20 protein-coding genes and 2 riboswitches are annotated in these 16,831 nt (G+C 41.0%); of the genes, 13 read left to right on the top strand and 7 right to left on the bottom strand.

Features of this window, described 5'->3' with window-relative positions:
• Positions 1-61 precede the first annotated feature (61 nt).
• Positions 62-1,927, bottom strand: coding sequence for a putative bifunctional diguanylate cyclase/phosphodiesterase (locus tag B0I26_RS10120; protein ID WP_111645327.1), 1,866 nt, complete (start codon positions 1,925-1,927; stop codon positions 62-64).
• Positions 1,928-2,096: 169 nt separating this feature from the next.
• A riboswitch (SAM riboswitch) is annotated at positions 2,097-2,205 on the top strand.
• 114 nt (positions 2,206-2,319) lie between these two features.
• Here B0I26_RS10120 and B0I26_RS10115 point away from each other — a divergent pair.
• The 9 genes from B0I26_RS10115 to B0I26_RS10075 all read left to right on the top strand — a co-directional run bounded on the left by B0I26_RS10115 (position 2,320) and on the right by B0I26_RS10075 (position 9,685).
• Positions 2,320-2,424: a YezD family protein gene (locus B0I26_RS10115; protein ID WP_409991424.1), complete on the top strand. Its 105-nt coding sequence runs from the start codon at positions 2,320-2,322 to the stop codon at positions 2,422-2,424.
• A 195-nt stretch (positions 2,425-2,619) separates the two neighbouring features.
• Complete coding sequence (locus tag B0I26_RS10110) at positions 2,620-3,324, top strand: phosphoadenylyl-sulfate reductase (RefSeq protein ID WP_111645325.1); 705 nt, start codon at positions 2,620-2,622, stop codon at positions 3,322-3,324.
• A 14-nt stretch (positions 3,325-3,338) separates the two neighbouring features.
• Entirely contained in the window at positions 3,339-4,412 is a 1,074-nt protein-coding gene (locus tag B0I26_RS10105) for an inorganic phosphate transporter (RefSeq protein ID WP_111645324.1), read from the top strand.
• A 62-nt stretch (positions 4,413-4,474) separates the two neighbouring features.
• Positions 4,475-5,632: a sulfate adenylyltransferase gene (gene sat, locus B0I26_RS10100; RefSeq protein ID WP_111645323.1), complete on the top strand. Its 1,158-nt coding sequence runs from the start codon at positions 4,475-4,477 to the stop codon at positions 5,630-5,632.
• A gap of 14 nt (positions 5,633-5,646) precedes the next feature.
• Complete coding sequence (gene cysC, locus B0I26_RS10095) at positions 5,647-6,243, top strand: adenylyl-sulfate kinase (RefSeq protein WP_111645322.1); 597 nt, start codon at positions 5,647-5,649, stop codon at positions 6,241-6,243.
• Between the two features lie 14 nt (positions 6,244-6,257).
• A complete protein-coding gene (locus B0I26_RS10090; protein ID WP_111645321.1) occupies positions 6,258-7,883 on the top strand; it encodes a nitrite/sulfite reductase in 1,626 nt (541 codons plus the stop codon).
• 10 nt (positions 7,884-7,893) lie between these two features.
• Positions 7,894-8,106: a DUF3906 family protein gene (locus B0I26_RS10085; RefSeq protein ID WP_111645320.1), complete on the top strand. Its 213-nt coding sequence runs from the start codon at positions 7,894-7,896 to the stop codon at positions 8,104-8,106.
• Positions 8,107-8,132: 26 nt separating this feature from the next.
• On the top strand, positions 8,133-8,909 hold the full coding sequence (cobA, locus tag B0I26_RS10080; protein ID WP_111645319.1) for a uroporphyrinogen-III C-methyltransferase: 777 nt from the start codon (positions 8,133-8,135) through the stop codon (positions 8,907-8,909).
• 11 nt (positions 8,910-8,920) lie between these two features.
• Positions 8,921-9,685, top strand: coding sequence for a sirohydrochlorin chelatase (locus B0I26_RS10075; protein ID WP_111645318.1), 765 nt, complete (start codon positions 8,921-8,923; stop codon positions 9,683-9,685).
• A gap of 26 nt (positions 9,686-9,711) precedes the next feature.
• On the opposite strand, the gene B0I26_RS10070 is transcribed toward B0I26_RS10075, so the two are convergent.
• Positions 9,712-10,470, bottom strand: coding sequence for a DUF4397 domain-containing protein (locus B0I26_RS10070; RefSeq protein ID WP_111645317.1), 759 nt, complete (start codon positions 10,468-10,470; stop codon positions 9,712-9,714).
• 107 nt (positions 10,471-10,577) lie between these two features.
• On the opposite strand from B0I26_RS10070, the gene B0I26_RS10065 reads away from it, so the two are divergent.
• Positions 10,578-10,850: an acylphosphatase gene (locus tag B0I26_RS10065; RefSeq protein ID WP_111645316.1), complete on the top strand. Its 273-nt coding sequence runs from the start codon at positions 10,578-10,580 to the stop codon at positions 10,848-10,850.
• A gap of 14 nt (positions 10,851-10,864) precedes the next feature.
• On the top strand, positions 10,865-11,728 hold the full coding sequence (locus B0I26_RS10060; protein WP_111645315.1) for a metal-dependent hydrolase: 864 nt from the start codon (positions 10,865-10,867) through the stop codon (positions 11,726-11,728).
• A gap of 110 nt (positions 11,729-11,838) precedes the next feature.
• On the opposite strand, the gene B0I26_RS10055 is transcribed toward B0I26_RS10060, so the two are convergent.
• Both B0I26_RS10055 and B0I26_RS10050 read right to left on the bottom strand, forming a co-directional pair.
• Positions 11,839-13,134, bottom strand: coding sequence for an NCS2 family permease (locus B0I26_RS10055; RefSeq protein ID WP_111645361.1), 1,296 nt, complete (start codon positions 13,132-13,134; stop codon positions 11,839-11,841).
• 115 nt (positions 13,135-13,249) lie between these two features.
• Positions 13,250-13,351, bottom strand: a riboswitch (purine riboswitch).
• A 91-nt stretch (positions 13,352-13,442) separates the two neighbouring features.
• Complete coding sequence (locus B0I26_RS10050; RefSeq protein WP_111645314.1) at positions 13,443-14,216, bottom strand: arginase family protein; 774 nt, start codon at positions 14,214-14,216, stop codon at positions 13,443-13,445.
• A 190-nt stretch (positions 14,217-14,406) separates the two neighbouring features.
• Here B0I26_RS10050 and B0I26_RS10045 point away from each other — a divergent pair, with 190 nt between their 5' ends.
• Both B0I26_RS10045 and bshB2 read left to right on the top strand, forming a co-directional pair.
• Complete coding sequence (locus B0I26_RS10045) at positions 14,407-14,751, top strand: YojF family protein (protein ID WP_111645313.1); 345 nt, start codon at positions 14,407-14,409, stop codon at positions 14,749-14,751.
• Positions 14,752-14,774: 23 nt separating this feature from the next.
• Entirely contained in the window at positions 14,775-15,434 is a 660-nt protein-coding gene (gene bshB2, locus B0I26_RS10040; protein WP_111645312.1) for a bacillithiol biosynthesis deacetylase BshB2, read from the top strand.
• Positions 15,435-15,496: 62 nt separating this feature from the next.
• Here bshB2 and B0I26_RS10035 read toward each other — a convergent pair whose 3' ends face one another.
• The 3 genes from B0I26_RS10035 to B0I26_RS10025 all read right to left on the bottom strand — a co-directional run bounded on the left by B0I26_RS10035 (position 15,497) and on the right by B0I26_RS10025 (position 16,807).
• On the bottom strand, positions 15,497-15,619 hold the full coding sequence (locus tag B0I26_RS10035) for a PhzF family phenazine biosynthesis protein (protein ID WP_245934756.1): 123 nt from the start codon (positions 15,617-15,619) through the stop codon (positions 15,497-15,499).
• 115 nt (positions 15,620-15,734) lie between these two features.
• Complete coding sequence (locus B0I26_RS10030) at positions 15,735-16,364, bottom strand: NAD(P)-binding protein (RefSeq protein ID WP_111645311.1); 630 nt, start codon at positions 16,362-16,364, stop codon at positions 15,735-15,737.
• Positions 16,365-16,435: 71 nt separating this feature from the next.
• Positions 16,436-16,807, bottom strand: coding sequence for a DnaJ family domain-containing protein (locus B0I26_RS10025; RefSeq protein WP_111645310.1), 372 nt, complete (start codon positions 16,805-16,807; stop codon positions 16,436-16,438).
• Between the last annotated feature and the right edge of the window lie 24 nt (positions 16,808-16,831).

Here is a 16,831-nt window from a genome sequence, read left to right as displayed (position 1 = left end):
ATAACAATGGATAAAATCCACTATACGTGGAAGCAGAACATTTATGGGTCAGCCCCGTTCTTTATGCTTTATTTGCAAAAGCTTGTGCAATATACCATTTCTCAAAGTCGTTTACAGATAGAGGTTTATTAAAATAATAGCCTTGACCAACTTGACAACTGTGATTTACTAAGAAATCTACTTGGCTCCGCGTTTCAATTCCTTCTGCAACCACTTCAAATTGGAGGCGGTGTCCCATATCAATAATCGTCTGTAAAATCGCTACTTTTTCAGCGCTAATATGTATTCCGTCGACAAACGATTTATCAATTTTAATCGTATTAATCGGCAAATGGCATAAATAGTGCAAAGAAGAGTATCCTGTTCCAAAATCATCGATAGCCACTTTTACACCGACTTGTTTTAGTTTTTCTAAAATAGCGCGCGACCGCTTTATATCTTCCATAATGCTTTCCGTTATTTCCAATTCTAAATAATGCGGAGACAAGCCTGTTTCCTCTAATATATTTACAACCGTTTGAATAAAAGAAGGGTCCTTAAACTGGCGTGGAGAAATGTTGACAGCTACGCTTAAATTTTTAAAGCCCAGCTGCTGCCACTCAACACATTGTCTGCACGCTTCCCTTAAAATCCACTTGCCTATTGGAATAATAAGTCCTAGTTCCTCGGCAATCGGAATAAAATCTGCCGGAGAGACAAATCCCAGCTCTTTGTTGTACCAACGGATTAATGCTTCCACACCCACTAAACGATTTGTACTCAATTCAATTTTCGGTTGATAATAAAGGACAAACTCGTTGTGCTCCAATGCTTTTCGCAGCTTTCCTTCAATTCTCATCTTCTTCTCATTTTTTTCATGAAGCGACGAATTGTAAAATTGGTAATTGTTTTTCCCTCTTTCTTTTGCAAGATACATCGCCGCATCAGCATTTTTTATAAGAGTGTCAATATCCCTTCCATCTTCTGGATACATACTGATGCCGATGCTTGGCGTTGTAAATACTTCTAATCCATTTACAACAAAGCTTTCTGCAAATCGTTCAATAATCGTTTCCGCCATATGGCTTACTTTCTCTCTCGTTACATTTTGCAAAACAATAATAAACTCATCTCCGCCATAGCGGACAATAAAGTCATTTTTCGAAAGACAGTTTTGCAAACGCTCTGTTACTTTTTCCAATAATATATCGCCAAATGTATGGCCTTGCGTGTCATTAATCACTTTAAAGCGATCTAGATCAATAAATAAAATCGCCAGCTGCTTCTTGACATGACTTTCCACTAAACTGGCTAAATATTTTTTTAGATAGTAGCGGTTAGGCAGGCCGGTTAACAAATCATGATGAGCCATGCGGTCAATTTTTTCCTCATAGCTCTTCACTTCTGTAATATCTAAAATGATGCCATTGACTTTTACAAGCCTACCTTCGCGATCAAAAACAGGCGTGCCATCAACGCGCAGCCAGCGAATTTCACTATTCGGATGAATAACGCGAAACTCTATCGTTGCCGGTTCCCCTCGCAGCAATCTTTCCTCAAACGCTCTTACTTTTTTAACATCCTTTGGATAAACAGCCTCACGCCAGGCATTCGTATTGTGTGACAAATACTCGCTATTGTATCCAAAAATGCGGCTGACACCGCTGGAAAATAAGAAAGACGATGTTTTCACATCGAATGACCATAACGCTACTTTAACGCTGTTAAAAGTTTGTTCAAATTCGTCTCTTCGTTTCTTTAATCTTTGATTTTCTTCATTTAATTGATTCAAAGCTTTAACAACGAAAAGCAAGGCAGCAATCAGAACAAGCAATCTCGCCAGCTCTCCAGCTTTCCATTCACCAAACATAAAAAACTCAAAGCAAGCAAAAATGACCTGTAATAATAGTACAGCAAAAATAAGTTGCTTTAATGGTTTTATTTTCAATCGTCATCACCACAAATTCTCCAATAATCGACAAAACTTTCTAAGTTTAAGTATAGCACCAAATGTTGTGATAAAAGTTTAAATGTATGTAAAAATGCAATTTAACTTATTCCTATCGAAAAACTAGGATTGACATCTGTTAGAATTATGGTAAAATTTTAGACAATTATACTTATCAAGAGCGGCGGAGGGACTTGGCCCTATGAACCCCGGCAACCTGCTTGTAAGGAGTAAGGTGCTAAATCCAGCAAAATGTGAACCATTTTGGGAGATAAGGTAAAATACGTTACCTCTTCAGTCTTTCCGAAATGGAAAGTTTTCGATTTGAATTTGTAAAAGGGGGGACTGTTGTGGGCAACGGCGAACAGCAGCTTGAAAGAGTTTTTGCAACAATTAAAGAAATGCTCAATTCTCTGAAATTTGGATCAATTACACTTGTCGTGCAAGATGGAAAAGTGATTCAGTTAGAGAAAAATGAGAAAGTAAGATTAAAATAAGCACGCTGACTAGACAAACTAGAGGCGGAGGCTGACCTAAAAGTTAAAGTGTCAGACCCCACAACACAATATATAGCACACCATATTAGATAAATGGACTATATGACTATATATTGTGAAATGTACGTGAGGTCAGACACTTATGGGTGAGTCCCCGCCTTGTTCTTTGTTCAAAACCAAGGAGGGGGAAAACATTTGCTTACTTATCACAACTGGGAGCAGGAAAAACCGATTTTTTCAAATAATAACGAAACAAAAGGTGCTCTTGATGTATTGAAATGGGCATACGACCATTATAAAAATGATATCGTTTATGCATGCAGTTTCGGGGTGGAAGGAATTGTTTTAATCGACTTAATTTCTAAAGTGAAGCCGGATGCCGAAATTATCTTTCTTGATACTCACCTGCATTTTCCGGAAACATATGAAACAATTGAAAAAGTAAAAGAAAGATATCCTTCGCTGCGTATCGTTATGAAATCTCCGGCTCTTTCGCTTCAAGAACAAGCAGCGCTTTTCGGGGATGAATTATGGAAAACAACCCCAAATAAATGCTGTGAACTGCGCAAAATTATTCCGCTTCGTGAAGTGCTGACCGGCGTGTCGGCATGGATTTCCGGTCTGCGCCGGGAGCAGTCACCAACGCGGGCAAATACGGAATATATTAATCAAGATCATAAATTTCAATCGATTAAAATTTGTCCGCTCATTTATTGGACATGGCAAGATATTTGGCGGTATGTTCATCAACATAACCTGCCTTACAACAAGCTTCACGATATGGGATATCCAAGTATCGGTTGCAAACCATGCACGGCTCCTGCTTATGACTTGAATAATTTACGTTCTGGGCGATGGGTAGGTCATGCGAAAACGGAATGCGGCCTTCACGAATCATAAAAGGAGTGGCGTGCATGCTAGTGACAATCGCTTTTATCGTCTCGCTCTTTTTTGCGATGAACATTGGCGGAAGCGGTGCAGCGGCGGCAATGGGCGTCGCTTACGGTTCCGGTGCGATTAAAAAGAAATATATCGCCTTATTGCTCTGTGCGATTGGCATCTTCTTAGGCAGCCTTGCCGGCGGCGAAGTCATAAAAACGATCGGTTCAGGGATTATCCCTTCATCCATTTTAACAGTGAAAATTGTCATCATTATTTTAGCGTCAGCCGCCATTTCTCTATTTGCTGCAAATATTATGGGAATTCCGCTTTCAACAAGCGAAATAACCGTAGGGGCTGTTGTCGGTGTCGGCATTGCTTATCAAACTTTATATATTCAAAAGCTACTTTTTATCGTATCCATTTGGATTATCATTCCAATCATCGCTTTTACATGTACTTATTTTATTGGCAAATGGTTTTTACTTATTAAAAAAAAATATCCTTCCATCGAACAAGGAGCATGGCGAAAAACATTTATGATTGCTCTTGTTGTCACTGGATTTTTTGAAGCCTTCTCCGCCGGTATGAATAACGTGGCTAACGCCATCGGCCCTCTTGTCGGTGCCGGACTTATTTCCGTGACAAAAGGAACGATCATTGGCGGGCTGTTTGTCGCCTTCGGAGCATTATTGCTGGGATACCGGGTGCTTGAAACAAACGGAAAAAAGATTACAAGATTTTCTCCGTTTGAAGGGTGTGCCATTTCGGGCACGGGAGCGCTTCTTGTCATTATCTCATCCATTTTTGGTCTTCCTGTGCCGTTAACGCAAATTACCACTTCGGCCATTATCGGCATTGGCACAGCGAAAAGCGGTTTTTACGTTTGGCAAAAACGAATTGTCATTCAACTGTTAAAAGTTTGGCTTGTCTCACCTGTCTTTTCTCTTGTCATTTCTTACAGTCTAGTGAAATGGCTGCTAGATAGCGATATTTATACGGTTATTGCCATTATTAGCGTCTGCTTGGCCACAATCGGTACATTAAGCCTCAAAAAAACGATTACGGAAGAGAAACGCTCTTTACATGAAAACGGCGGCGGTATTTAGCCATAAAGGATAGTTAACCAATACGAATTATTTATATATATTATACTAAGGAGGTTTTATTGATGAGCTTAAGCATCCCTCATGGCGGAAGTTTAATAAACCGTTGGAATCCTGATTATCCAATCTCGCCAATTGAAAAAGAAATTGAATTAAGCAAAGCAGAGCTAAGCGACCTTGAACTCATTGGAATTGGAGGATACAGCCCGCTAACCGGCTTCTTAGGAAAAGAAGACTACGAATCAGTTGTTGAAACAATGCGACTAAGAGATCGTACCGTTTGGAGCATTCCTATTACACTAGCAGTGACGAAAGAAAAAGCGTCACAGTTAACGATCGGTGAAACCGTTAAACTTGTTCATGCCGGGGAGGTTTACGGAGTTCTTGAAATTCAAGAAATATACGAACCTGATAAAACGAAGGAAGCTCTCCTCGTCTACCGAACAGATGACATAAATCATCCTGGTGTCAAAAAATTATTTACGAAGCCAAATCTATATGTCGGCGGACCGATTACTCTAGTAAAGCGCACTGATAAAGGACGTTTCGCGCCATTTTACTTCGATCCGGCTGAAACGAGAAAACTTTTTGCCGAACGAGGATGGGATACCGTTGTCGGCTTCCAAACAAGAAATCCCGTCCACCGCGCTCATGAATATATTCAAAAATGTGCGCTTGAAATTGTCGATGGTCTATTTTTAAACCCTTTAGTCGGCGAAACAAAAGAAGACGACATTCCGGCAGACATCCGGATGGAAAGCTATCAAGTATTGTTAGAAAACTATTATCCGAAAGACCGCGTCTTTCTCGGGGTGTTTCAAGCGGCGATGCGCTATGCCGGTCCGCGTGAAGCGATTTTCCATGCGATTGTACGCAAAAATTTTGGCTGCACCCATTTTATTGTTGGCCGTGATCATGCCGGTGTCGGCAACTATTACGGCACGTACGATGCGCAAAAAATTTTCTTGAATTTTACACAAGAAGAACTTGGAATTACCCCACTTTTCTTTGAACATAGCTTTTACTGTACGAAATGTGAAGGAATGGCATCAACAAAAACGTGCCCGCATGATCAAAAATATCATGTCGTACTATCTGGCACAAAAGTGCGGGAAATGTTGCGAAACGGCGAAGTTCCGCCGAGCACGTTCAGCCGTCCTGAAGTCGTGCAAGTCTTAATTAAAGGCATGAAACAGGAAGCATTCTCAAGTTCAAGCAATTAAGGGAGGAAGATGGATTGAGTAAAAACCTTACGTGGCACCACACCGCCATTACAAAAGAACAGCGCCGCAAACGAAACGGTCATCATAGCTGTATTTTATGGTTTACCGGCCTTTCCGGATCAGGTAAATCAACCATTGCTAATGCGGTTTCCAAAAGGCTGTTTGAATTGGGGATCCAAAATTATGTCCTAGATGGAGATAACATTCGGCACGGCTTAAACAAAGACTTAGGCTTTTCCCCTGAAGACCGTACCGAAAACATTCGCCGCATCGGAGAAGTTGCCAAATTATTTGTTGATAGCGGACAGTTTGTCTTAACGGCGTTCATTTCCCCTTTTGCCCAAGATCGCCAGCTTGTCCGCCAGCTTGTGGAAGATGATGAGTTTATTGAAATTTACGTCAAATGTCCGCTTAACGAATGTGAAAAACGCGACCCAAAAGGGCTTTACAAAAAGGCGAGAAACGGGGAAATTCGCGATTTTACCGGCATCGATTCACCATATGAAGAACCGGTGTCGCCAGAGTTGACGATTGAAACACATCTTCACTCGGTTGAAGAATGTGTCAATCAAGTTATTTCGTACTTGTATTCTCGACATTTTATTCATTAAGGAGGAAGATGTAAATGGCGTACGAAAAAATATGGGCGAACAATCCGAACTTAAACAAAACTGAATTGAAAAAGCTACAAAAAGATGGATTGAAAATTTTTGAAGATATTCCTCACTATGCAAAACACGGTTTTGCTTCGATTCCTCAAGAGGAATGGGATTTGTTTAAATGGGCAGGGCTTTATTTGCAAAAACCAAAAGAAGCGGGCTACTTCATGATGCGCGTCTGCGTGCCGTCCGGCATTTTAAATAATGAACAGCTCGAAACATTAGCCGGCATTGCCCGCGATTACGGCCGCGGCCTGTTTGATATTACGACCCGTCAAGCTGTTCAATTCCACTGGCTTGAAATCGAGCAAATTCCGGATATTTTTGACCGCTTAAAGCGGGTAGGATTGTCCACTGCCGGTGCCTGCGGCGACATTACGCGCAACATTGTCGGCAATCCGCTTTCAGGAATCGATCCGCATGAACTGGTTGATACAACAGACATTGTTCGTGAAGTATATGAATTTTTCCAGCATAACGAAGATTTTTCAAACTTACCGAGAAAATATAAAATGTCGATCAGCGCCAATGTTTACAACGTAACAAACGCCGAAATTCATTGCCTCTCTTTTACACCGGCAAAAAAAGTAATTGATGGCGTAGAAACGGTTGGATTTCATGTAAAAGTAGGCGGCGGTTTATCATCGGCTCCTTATCTTGCGCAAACATTAGATATATTCGTCAAACCGGAGCAAGTTAAAGACGTCGCGATTGCGATAACGACTATTTTCCGCGATTACGGTTATCGCGAAAAACGCCACCGCGCCCGCTTAAAGTTTCTTGTTGCTGACTGGGGCGTTGAAAAATTTAAAGAAAAATTGCTCGAACTGACAGGTCCGCTCCCATCTAAAGGAGAAGATGTGCAAAAAGGCTGGAATGCGGGCTACTTATACGGCGTTCATCCACAAAAACAGCCCGGGCTGAACTATATTGGCTTTAACGTACCGGTTGGCCGTCTAAATGCCGATGAAGTATTTGAAATTGCGAGAGTAGCCAAACAATACGGTAACGGTGAAGTGCGTCTATGCAATTCGCAAAATTTAATTATTCCAAATGTACGTGATGAGCATGTGGATGCTGTCCTGCAAGAAAAAGTATTCGAGCGGATTACCATTCGTCCAAAAACGTTTATTGGCTATTCCGTTTCTTGCACAGGCACACAATTTTGCAACTTGGCGCTTGTCGAAACAAAAGAACGGATGCGCCGCATTGCCGAATACCTTGATGACCATCTCGAAATTGATGTTCCAGTCCGCATCCATATGGTCGGCTGTCCGAATTCATGCGGTCAGCGGCAAATCGGTGACATCGGCTTACAAGGAATCAAAATGAAAACGAAAGACAAAGGAATGGTCGAAGCGTTTGAAATTTACGTCGGCGGCACGTTGCGCAACGGGGGCAAATTCAACGAAAAATTAAAAGGAAAAATCGATGCAGAGCAGCTTCATGAAGTTCTTCTAAATCTTCTCACCTATTTTAAAGAGACAAAACAACCGGGCGAAACATTTCTCGAATATGTGAACCGCATCGGCCTTGAACAATTGCAAACAAAACTGGACAATATTTTGAACCAATTAAACACTGTTGCTTAAAGGTGAAGTCATGAGTCTATACCGCTTTGAAGTAACAACAAAAGATGGGATCATTCACGTCATTATCGCCGCAAAAGACGATGAACAAGCATTTCGTCTCGTCGAAGTTGAACTGGAAAAACATTTTTTAAAAATTCCTGAGTTTATCGATATTTCACTTCATGAAAAAAAACCGATTCGCCGCGGCGGTGGGTTCGTTGTCTATTATGAACCCACCCGCTAATTGAATGAAGAAAGGGCTGAATAAAGATGGGAAAGGTATACTTAGTTGGTGCAGGCCCCGGTGATCCTGAATTAATCACGATGAAAGGATTGCGCTGCATTCAAGAAGCAGATGTGATTTTGTATGATCGGTTGATTAACGAGCAATTGCTCTCGTATGCGAAACCAGAGGCCGATTTAATTTACTGCGGTAAACTGCCAAACTACCATACAATGAAGCAAGAAACGATTAATTCTTTTTTAATTAAACTCGCCAAAAAAGGAAAAACAGTCGTACGATTAAAAGGCGGTGATCCGTTCGTATTCGGCAGAGGAGGCGAAGAAGCAGAAGCGCTTGCCAAGCATAACATTGAATTTGAAATTGTTCCAGGCATTACATCAGGCATCGCTGCTGCCGCTTACGCCGGCATCCCTGTTACCCATCGCGATTTCAGCTCAAGCGTGGCCTTCATTACCGGCCATAAGCAAAAAGGAAGCAACGAAGATATTAAATGGGAAAACCTTGCCAAAGGAATCGATACGTTGGCCATTTATATGGGAATCAGCAATCTTCCATACATTCGCGAACAACTGCTGAAACACGGAAAATCACCTCATACCCCTGTGGCGATCGTACAGTGGGGAACATTATTGGAACAAAAAACGGTAACAGCTACACTTGGAACGATTTTAGAAGCTGTCAAACAACACCGTATTGAAAATCCGAGCATGATTATCATCGGCGAAGTGGTCACATTGCGCGATAAAATCAACTGGTTCGAACGGGCAATGTTACAACAACCACTGGTCAATGAAGCGTTTTAACGAGGTGGATGATGCAAGCAATTTTATATATTTGTCATGGAAGCCGCATCGCAAAAGCATGCCAGGAAGCTGTCGCATTTGTGGAACGCTGTAAGAAAAAAATCGATGTTCCCATCCAAGAAATTTGTTTTATTGAGCTTGCGGAACCAGATATTGCAAAAGGAATCGACACATGTGTGAACAAAGGAGCAACAAGCATCGCCGTTATCCCTGTTCTGCTTTTGGCAGCGGGACATGTAAAGCACGATATTCCTGAAGAAATTGCCAAAGCAAAACAGCGCTATCCTCATATAAACATTGTCATAGGCGGGCCATTCGGAGTACATGAAAAAATGGTGCAAATTTTAATCGAACGAATCGCTGAACCATCCGTTCCGCTCGATGACGATACAATGGTGCTTCTTGTTGGACGCGGCAGCAGCGATCCAGATATAAAAAGGGATTTGCAAAAAATCGCCCGCCTTCTTCAAGAAAAAATACGCCTTTCGCGTGTGGAGATCTGTTTTCTTGCAGCCGCTCATCCGGCATTGGAAGAAGGTCTGCATCATGCCCTCCACTCTGAGTACAAGAAAATTTTTGTCGTTCCTTACTTGCTGTTTACCGGTGTTTTAATGGAAAAATTGAAAAAAAAGCTGAAAAATCTTTCTGCATCTGACAAGCAATTTATTTTATGCAACTATTTAGGTTACCATCCTCTTCTTCAAGAAGTATTGTACGAGCGCGTGAATGAATTAGTATCCAGCCCATACAAAGAAAAGCTGACCCAACATGTCTGACATTTTTTCGGGTCAGCTTTTTTCTATTATTCCTCAATTAATATCACTTCTAATGAAAAAGTGTCCTTAACAGATTCTACTGCCGCAATCGTGTATGACTTATTCGAATCTAAACGTACGTTTGGCACTGTTAACACGACATTGTCTGTTTCAGAAACGCGCATCTCTAAGCCTAATTTTTGATTAGCAGAAACTTTCATGTAGTCAGAAACTTCTTTATAACGTACATTTTTAAATAATACATTGCCGTCTTTCACCGCAATATCGACAGCTGGCGCATTAGGTGATAAATGCACAAAGCGTACTTTTGTTTCGCCATACGATACATATGGATTATCAAAAAACGGAAGCAGCTGCAAATTGTTTGCATTTCCAATCGCAGCAATCGTATAGCGCAAACTTGGCAAAATATAAACCATTTCACTCAACATTGGGGAAGTTGTCTGCCCTGATGGATGAATATCGATGCGGTGTTGTCCTGTTGGAACTTTTAAATATTTGCTTATTTGCTTATATTTTAGCCCCTGTAATACTTTTTTCCCATTTACATACACATCGACTGCCGGCGCATTTGGCGAAACGTGGAATACGCGAACCATTGCCACATTTGCCGTTTCTTCCTGCTCGCGAACTTGTTCGGCAGCAGCTAGTTTTTTCATATATTCATAATGCTTTTGATAATACATCATATGTTTATTTGGCTCTGTATACTTGTAATAACAGGCTAATAAATCATACATCGCGGCTTTTCGGGCATATTTCTCTATGTCTTCATGATGATGCATTGTTTTCCCTCCGTATAATGCAAATAATGTTTCACATATTCAACGTATGCAAAAAAGCTTGGGCTGTTGTATGATTTTTCTAAGGAAATACAAAGGAGGGAACCGCTATGAAACGGCTGCACGCCATCGTTTACGGCCGCGTTCAAGGGGTCGGCTTTCGTTACTATACACACTATGAAGCTCTGAAGCAGCAGCTAACCGGCTGGGTAAAAAATAATAACGACGGAACAGTGGAATTAGAAGTACAAGGGGAAGAAGAAGCGGTCCAATCATTTATCGAAAAAATAAGCGAAGGCCCCCCTTTTGCCAAAGTGACAAAACTGGAAACGACAGATATCGAGCCAATCTCTAACGAAAAAACATACCGAATTATCTATTAATGGAGGAATATGCATTGGACACGATTACACATACCCTGTTTGGTTTCACTTTATACGGAGCCGTTGACAAGCGGGAGATGTCAAAGAAGATGAGACAGGCCACGCTTTTTACAGCCATCGGTGCAAGCCAAATTCCTGATATCGATGTCATTTCGCAATTGTGGGACAGTGAAGGAATGTATCAAATGTGGCATCGGGGTATTACTCATTCTCTTTTTATGATGCCGCTGTGGGCGTTTTTATTTATGGCGCTGTCGATGATTTTATTTAAAGTGAAAAGCTGGCGGCTTTTTTTCCTTGCCCTTTTGGCTGTCTTTATTCATAGTACAAGCGATTTGTTTAACGCTTGGGGAACAGGTTACTTTGAACCTTTTTCACAAAAACGAATTACGTTTGGAACGATTCCGATTATTGATTTTGTCATTTGGTTTATCATTTTCACTGCTTTCTTCATGCGGAAACGTTGGCGTTATCCAAGACACCAACTGTATCGATTAGTATGGGGATTTATTGCTGTTCATTTTTTCATTCAATCCGGGCAAGGTTATATGCTTTATCAGCAATACAGTAAACAATATGATCAGCTGACACTATCAGCTAATTTTCTCCCTTGGCATTTTAATGTAATCGGCAAGAATGGAGAGACTGTTCATATTATTAGCGACTCATTATTTGGAAAAGCAGAGCGAAAATACACATTACATTCAAGCGAAAATGCTGATTTAGACACATTGTTTAAAAAACGTCCTGAAGCCAAAACATTGTACGAATGGGCACCGTTTGTCGTCATCATCGACGACAATAAAAAACTCGGCATCTACGACCCGCGCTTTTACCGAAACGGGCAATCCTTCTTATTCGAATATATTGAAAAATAAGAGGCTGACCAAGCATGATCAGCCCTCACAGCACAATATAGAGACCAGCACCTTGAATAAGTGAACAATACACGTGAGGTCAGACAGTTATAGGCCAGCCCTTACTCACTTTATGCGACATAAGCGAAATAAACAATAAATGTGATAAATAACGCATACATAATCGGATGAACTTCTTTTGCTTTATTTAATGCCAGCATCGTAATCGGATAAAGGATAAATCCAAGTGCAATGCCTGTTGCCACACTGAATGTCAACGGCATCATAATAATCGTTACAAATGCCGGAATAACGACATCTAACTTGCGCCAATTAATTTTGCTAATTTCTGTTGCCATCATCGCTCCAACAATAATTAACGCTGGCGCTGTTACTTCCGGAGTAACGATGGACAGCACCGGGGCAAAAAAGAGCGCCAAGGCAAAACAGCCGGCAATAACAACAGACGTAAAGCCTGTTCGCCCCCCTGCTGCAATACCTGCTGACGATTCAATGAATGATGCTGTCGTTGATGTTCCAAGAACGGCACCAATGACGGAAGCTGAAGAATCTGCCAATAAGGCCCGGCCGGCATTAGGAATCTCGTTTCCTTTCATAATTCCCGCCTGGCTTGCTACGGCAATTAATGTTCCAGCTGTATCGAAAAAAGCAACAAACAAAAATGTGAAAATGACTGCTAATAAATCAGGTGAAAACACATCAGATAAATGAATGAAAGCAGCGCCGAATGTCGGCTGTAAACTCGGAATGCTGCCGACGATGCCAGTTGGTCTATCAATGATGCCAAACAAAATACCGACAACAGTGGAGACAACCATCCCGTAAAAAATGCCGCCGCGAACACCGCGAATGAGAAAAATGACCGTCACAATAAAGCCAAAAATCGCCAGCAGCGTCGGAGCTGACTTTAAATTGCCGATGGAGACAAATGTCGCTTCATTCGCATGAATAATTCCTGCATTTTTTAGACCGATAAACGCCACAAAAAACCCGATTCCGCCGGCAATCGCATATTTTAAATCTTGCGGTATAATGTTAATAATTTTTTCGCGAATTTTTAATAAGCTGAGAACAATGAAAAGCACTCCCGAGACAAGCACGCCCGTCAACGCTGTTTGCCACGGAATCCCCATACCGATGACAACCGAGTATGTAAAAAATGAATTTAATCCCATGCTCGGGGCAATGCCGATTGGATAGTTTGCCAGAAGACCAATCAACAGTGAACCGATGATGGCAGAAACAGCTGTTGCCGTAAATACTGCTCCTTTGTCCATCCCGGATTCGCTAAGAACAAGCGGATTAACAACTAAAATATAGGCCATGGATAAAAAGGTCGTAATCCCTGCTAACGTCTCTTGCTTAAACGATGTGTTTCGCTCGTTAAATTGAAAAAATGACTTCATCATTTATGTCCTCCATTGAAATAATCAAAATAAAAAGCTTCAGCAAAGTTCCACCGACCTGCTGAAGCTTGTTAAACAAAGGAAAAAATGCATAGATATAATACGCGCGTATACACCTATACCTTTGTTCCCTTGTAGTCAAGCTATTTACGGTAGCTCGGTAGAAACGTTCAAGCCATATTCTTGAACTTATACAAGGTTACACAATTTTATATAATTTTCATATTCATAGATTGTAATAACCGGATGGACGAACGTCAATGTTTTCAAAGAAAATCCGATTAATGAAAAAATTCCAACTTTGCAGACTAAGCAAACCGTGGGCGATGAACAAAATGTTTGCCGGACTGCAAGCAAGATTCAATGATGCGTCTGTTCGCATATTGATTTTTTAGAAGAGCTTCTCTACAAACCGGGTCAAACAAATTCACTGAAGCTTGCGGATATTCGCCGCATATGTCAAGCCCAATTACTTTCTTGGAATATAATATCTGTTTTACATACTGCAAGAGAGTTTCTAGTTTCATCGTCCCCTGATCCCAGTTGGTCAATGCATCTTCACGGCAAAGGACATCTTTATCAATGCTCATATACACAGCGTCCGTTTGAATATTGGATAAAATCAGTTTCGGAGAATGTTCGTTTGAAAAGACTGTGAGCTTTGAAGAATAACGAGGATGAAAGTGTACAGATGATGGACCAATCATAACGACCCGCTCTAAAAAAGGAATATGTTCTAAAGCGTAAGATACCCAAGAACCACAAGAAATGAGAGACTCTTCTTCATTTCCTAAGTCGGTATGATGGTCAAATAATACCAATGTAAACGGCTCATCTATTTCTTGGAGAAGCAAATAAGACACATAATGGTAGTTACCGCTTCCAATTAATGTAATGCCTTTATGTTCACGTTTATTTAAGCGTTGTTTGGTTTCAGCTAAAGATTCCGGATGACAATACAAGTTCGTCTGGGAAATATCCGTCAAATCAAGCCATTCATGCGGAAAATGAAAGAGTTGCTTTTGCGAAAAGTATGTTCCATCAAAGTTTAAAAACGTCACACCTTCGCCGTAAAAAGCCATGATAACCACCTCTTTACATGGATTTAGGTGCAAGTTTTTAAACAAAGTGGATGTACTTTTTCGCTTTCTTCTATCTTTCATTATAAAAAAATTCACTTCGCACAAAAAGCTGCCAAAACGAAATGTTTTCTTCAAGACAATCATTTGATGTACAATAAATAAAAAACAGATTCTCGGGAGGAGTTTCGCCTTGCAGCCGATTAACGTTGAAGAAGTTCAGGATGCTTTAAATCGCTTTGCGAATCAAGATGTCTATCTTCATCTTGAAACAACTAACGGTGCTTATGCTTCCCACCATAATGAAGGGTTTTTCTCCGCGGGAGCTTATATCCGTAACGGACGCATTCGGTTCAGCCGCGGAAAAATTGTCGGAGAAGGCCCTTATCGTGTCGGGTTGAAGCTTGACTTAGGCTGGGTGTATGCAGAAGGATTAACCGATTGGATATTAAATGAAAAAGGACAGCTGCTTTTAGCAGGTGTTGATTATGAGGGAAAACTCGCTGTTGCCTTGCAATTGAGCCGTGAGCCGTTTTAATTTATAAAGAAAGGACGTTGCATATGGAAAGACATATATTAGTCGTTTTTCCTCACCCCGACGATGAAGCGTTTGGCGTTTCCGGCACACTCATCTTGCACGCAGAAAACGGAACGCCGATCACATACGCCTGCCTCACTCTTGGGGAAATGGGAAGAAACATGGGCAAGCCGCCGTTTGCCAACCGGGAAACATTACCGCTCATTCGCAAAAAAGAGCTGGAAGAAGCATGCAAAATCATCGGCATTAACGATTTGCGCCTTTTAGGCTTTCGCGACAAAACAATCGAATTTGAAGATGAAGAAATGCTTGCTGATCGTATTAGCGCTATTATTGCGGAAACAAATCCTTCGCTCATTATTACGTTTTATCCCGGCTACAGCGTTCATCCGGACCATAACGCCTGCGGTGCCGCCGTCATCCGTGCTGTTGAACGCCTGCCGCTGGAAAAACGCCCGACGGTGCATTGTGTTGCCTTTTCAAAAAACTGCGAACAGGAAATCGGCCATCCAGATATTATCCGCGATGTCAGCTCGGTGATTGATAAAAAAATTGCGGCTATTAAAGCCCATCGTTCACAAACGGAAGGATTAATGCAGGGGGCAGCAAAGCGGGGCGGAGACGCATTGACATGGTTAAAGACCGAAGCGTTTTGGACATATAAGTGGAAAGGCTCTAACTAATAAAAATCTAAAAGCAGATCTCGTGGGATAAAGATCTGCTATTTTATTTTCTATTTAAAATATTATTCAGCCACTAATTGCATCCAAACTTCATCTCTTGAAGAGGGAAGAACACAAACAGCCGCCGGGTTCCCTTTAAAAGCTTCGTTTGTAAAAGCATCCACTACATAAATCGATATTGGCATCCTCTCATCCTTTCTATGAATAATCTTTTAAACTTCCTACAATTTTTTTAATAGTTTGAAAATCTTTTTTGTATTTTCCCACAAGCATTCAAATTAGTCAAATACACTGAAAATTTTATAACTCTCCTAAAACTCGCTTTAATAACTTCGAAAATTCTTCTTCCCAATTTCCTCTCTTCCGAAACGATTCATCCGTTATCGCCTGAAGCAGCTGTTGTTTTTTCTCATGATCGCTGACATTTTGTAAAATGTGCTGCCGGCATTCATAAAGAAAGTCGATATATTGCTCATATTGTTCATCGTACATGTTAGCTATTTCGCTACATATTTTTTTCGTTAAAATGGGACTTGCTCCGCTTGTGGAGACAGCGATGTGCAATTTCCCGCGCCGGAAAACAGATGGGACATGAAAATTGGATTTTTCCGGGTCATCCGCAACATTGACAAGCTGATGCGGTTTAGCTGCTTTCAATACCATTTTGTTTATTTCACGTTTGTCGGTTGCCGCAACAATTAAAAAAGCGTCCTTCACATCGTTAAGCGAAAATTGTTTTTTTATCCATTGAATCTCTTTTTGTTTGGCCATCTGTTCAAGAGAAGGGGTTACCATTGGCGCAACGACAGTGATTTTGGCATTCGTTTCCTTTAGTCCCTTTACTTTTCGTTCTGCCACTTTTCCACCGCCAATGACAACGACATGCTTTCCCGTTAAGTCAAGCATAATGGGATAATAATTTTTTTTCATGTTCTTCTCCTTTTTACTTCTGCATCGAAGTTATAAATAATGCTTTTTTCTAACAGATGCAAATTTGCTTTTCACCTAAATTTGTCGTTAATTCTCTCTTGATACTCCCTTAAAGCAACAGAATTGCTTGAGTTTCTTTTCTTCATTAACATATTAAGACGAAGCAATTTCTCGTTCCACTTTTTCTTTAGCTTTTCTCTCTCATCTTCATCCTCACAGCAGCGTATTAAATCCTCAATACTCATCAGCTCTTTCTTCAAGTCTGCTTCTTCAGATACATAGCCGGCGTTTTTCAACATTAAATAGCCAATGCGAAGATCTTCCGGAATATGCGACAAATCCTCTAATTCCATCGGCTTGCCAAACCCAGGTAAATTTGCAAATTCTCCATTTTTAATCGACTCGCGAATTTTATCTTCGGCAATCCGCCAAATGATATCCATCTTCATCCGCCCTCTCTATGTCTT

Origin of the sequence: Paranoxybacillus vitaminiphilus, from assembly GCF_003259935.1 — a bacterium.
GTDB lineage: Bacteria > Bacillota > Bacilli > Bacillales > Anoxybacillaceae > Paranoxybacillus > Paranoxybacillus vitaminiphilus.
The sequence above is the reverse complement of the archived record's forward strand: the minus strand, read 5'-3'. Positions and strand labels throughout refer to the sequence as shown.

Bases quoted from the DNA above. Each gene is read 5' to 3' on its own strand.
- B0I26_RS10105 (WP_111645324.1), top strand. From the start codon at position 3,339: ATGCTAGTGACAATCGCTTTTATCGTCTCGCTCTTTTTTGCGATGAAC.
- sat (WP_111645323.1), top strand. From the start codon at position 4,475: ATGAGCTTAAGCATCCCTCATGGCGGAAGTTTAATAAACCGTTGGAAT.
- B0I26_RS10090 (WP_111645321.1), top strand. From the start codon at position 6,258: ATGGCGTACGAAAAAATATGGGCGAACAATCCGAACTTAAACAAAACT.
- B0I26_RS10085 (WP_111645320.1), top strand. From the start codon at position 7,894: ATGAGTCTATACCGCTTTGAAGTAACAACAAAAGATGGGATCATTCAC.
- cobA (WP_111645319.1), top strand. From the start codon at position 8,133: ATGGGAAAGGTATACTTAGTTGGTGCAGGCCCCGGTGATCCTGAATTA.
- B0I26_RS10075 (WP_111645318.1), top strand. From the start codon at position 8,921: ATGCAAGCAATTTTATATATTTGTCATGGAAGCCGCATCGCAAAAGCA.
- B0I26_RS10070 (WP_111645317.1), bottom strand. From the start codon at position 10,470: ATGCATCATCATGAAGACATAGAGAAATATGCCCGAAAAGCCGCGATG.
- B0I26_RS10065 (WP_111645316.1), top strand. From the start codon at position 10,578: ATGAAACGGCTGCACGCCATCGTTTACGGCCGCGTTCAAGGGGTCGGC.
- B0I26_RS10055 (WP_111645361.1), bottom strand. From the start codon at position 13,134: ATGAAGTCATTTTTTCAATTTAACGAGCGAAACACATCGTTTAAGCAA.
- B0I26_RS10050 (WP_111645314.1), bottom strand. From the start codon at position 14,216: ATGGCTTTTTACGGCGAAGGTGTGACGTTTTTAAACTTTGATGGAACA.
- bshB2 (WP_111645312.1), top strand. From the start codon at position 14,775: ATGGAAAGACATATATTAGTCGTTTTTCCTCACCCCGACGATGAAGCG.
- B0I26_RS10035 (WP_245934756.1), bottom strand. From the start codon at position 15,619: ATGCCAATATCGATTTATGTAGTGGATGCTTTTACAAACGAAGCTTTT.
- B0I26_RS10030 (WP_111645311.1), bottom strand. From the start codon at position 16,364: ATGAAAAAAAATTATTATCCCATTATGCTTGACTTAACGGGAAAGCAT.
- B0I26_RS10025 (WP_111645310.1), bottom strand. From the start codon at position 16,807: ATGGATATCATTTGGCGGATTGCCGAAGATAAAATTCGCGAGTCGATT.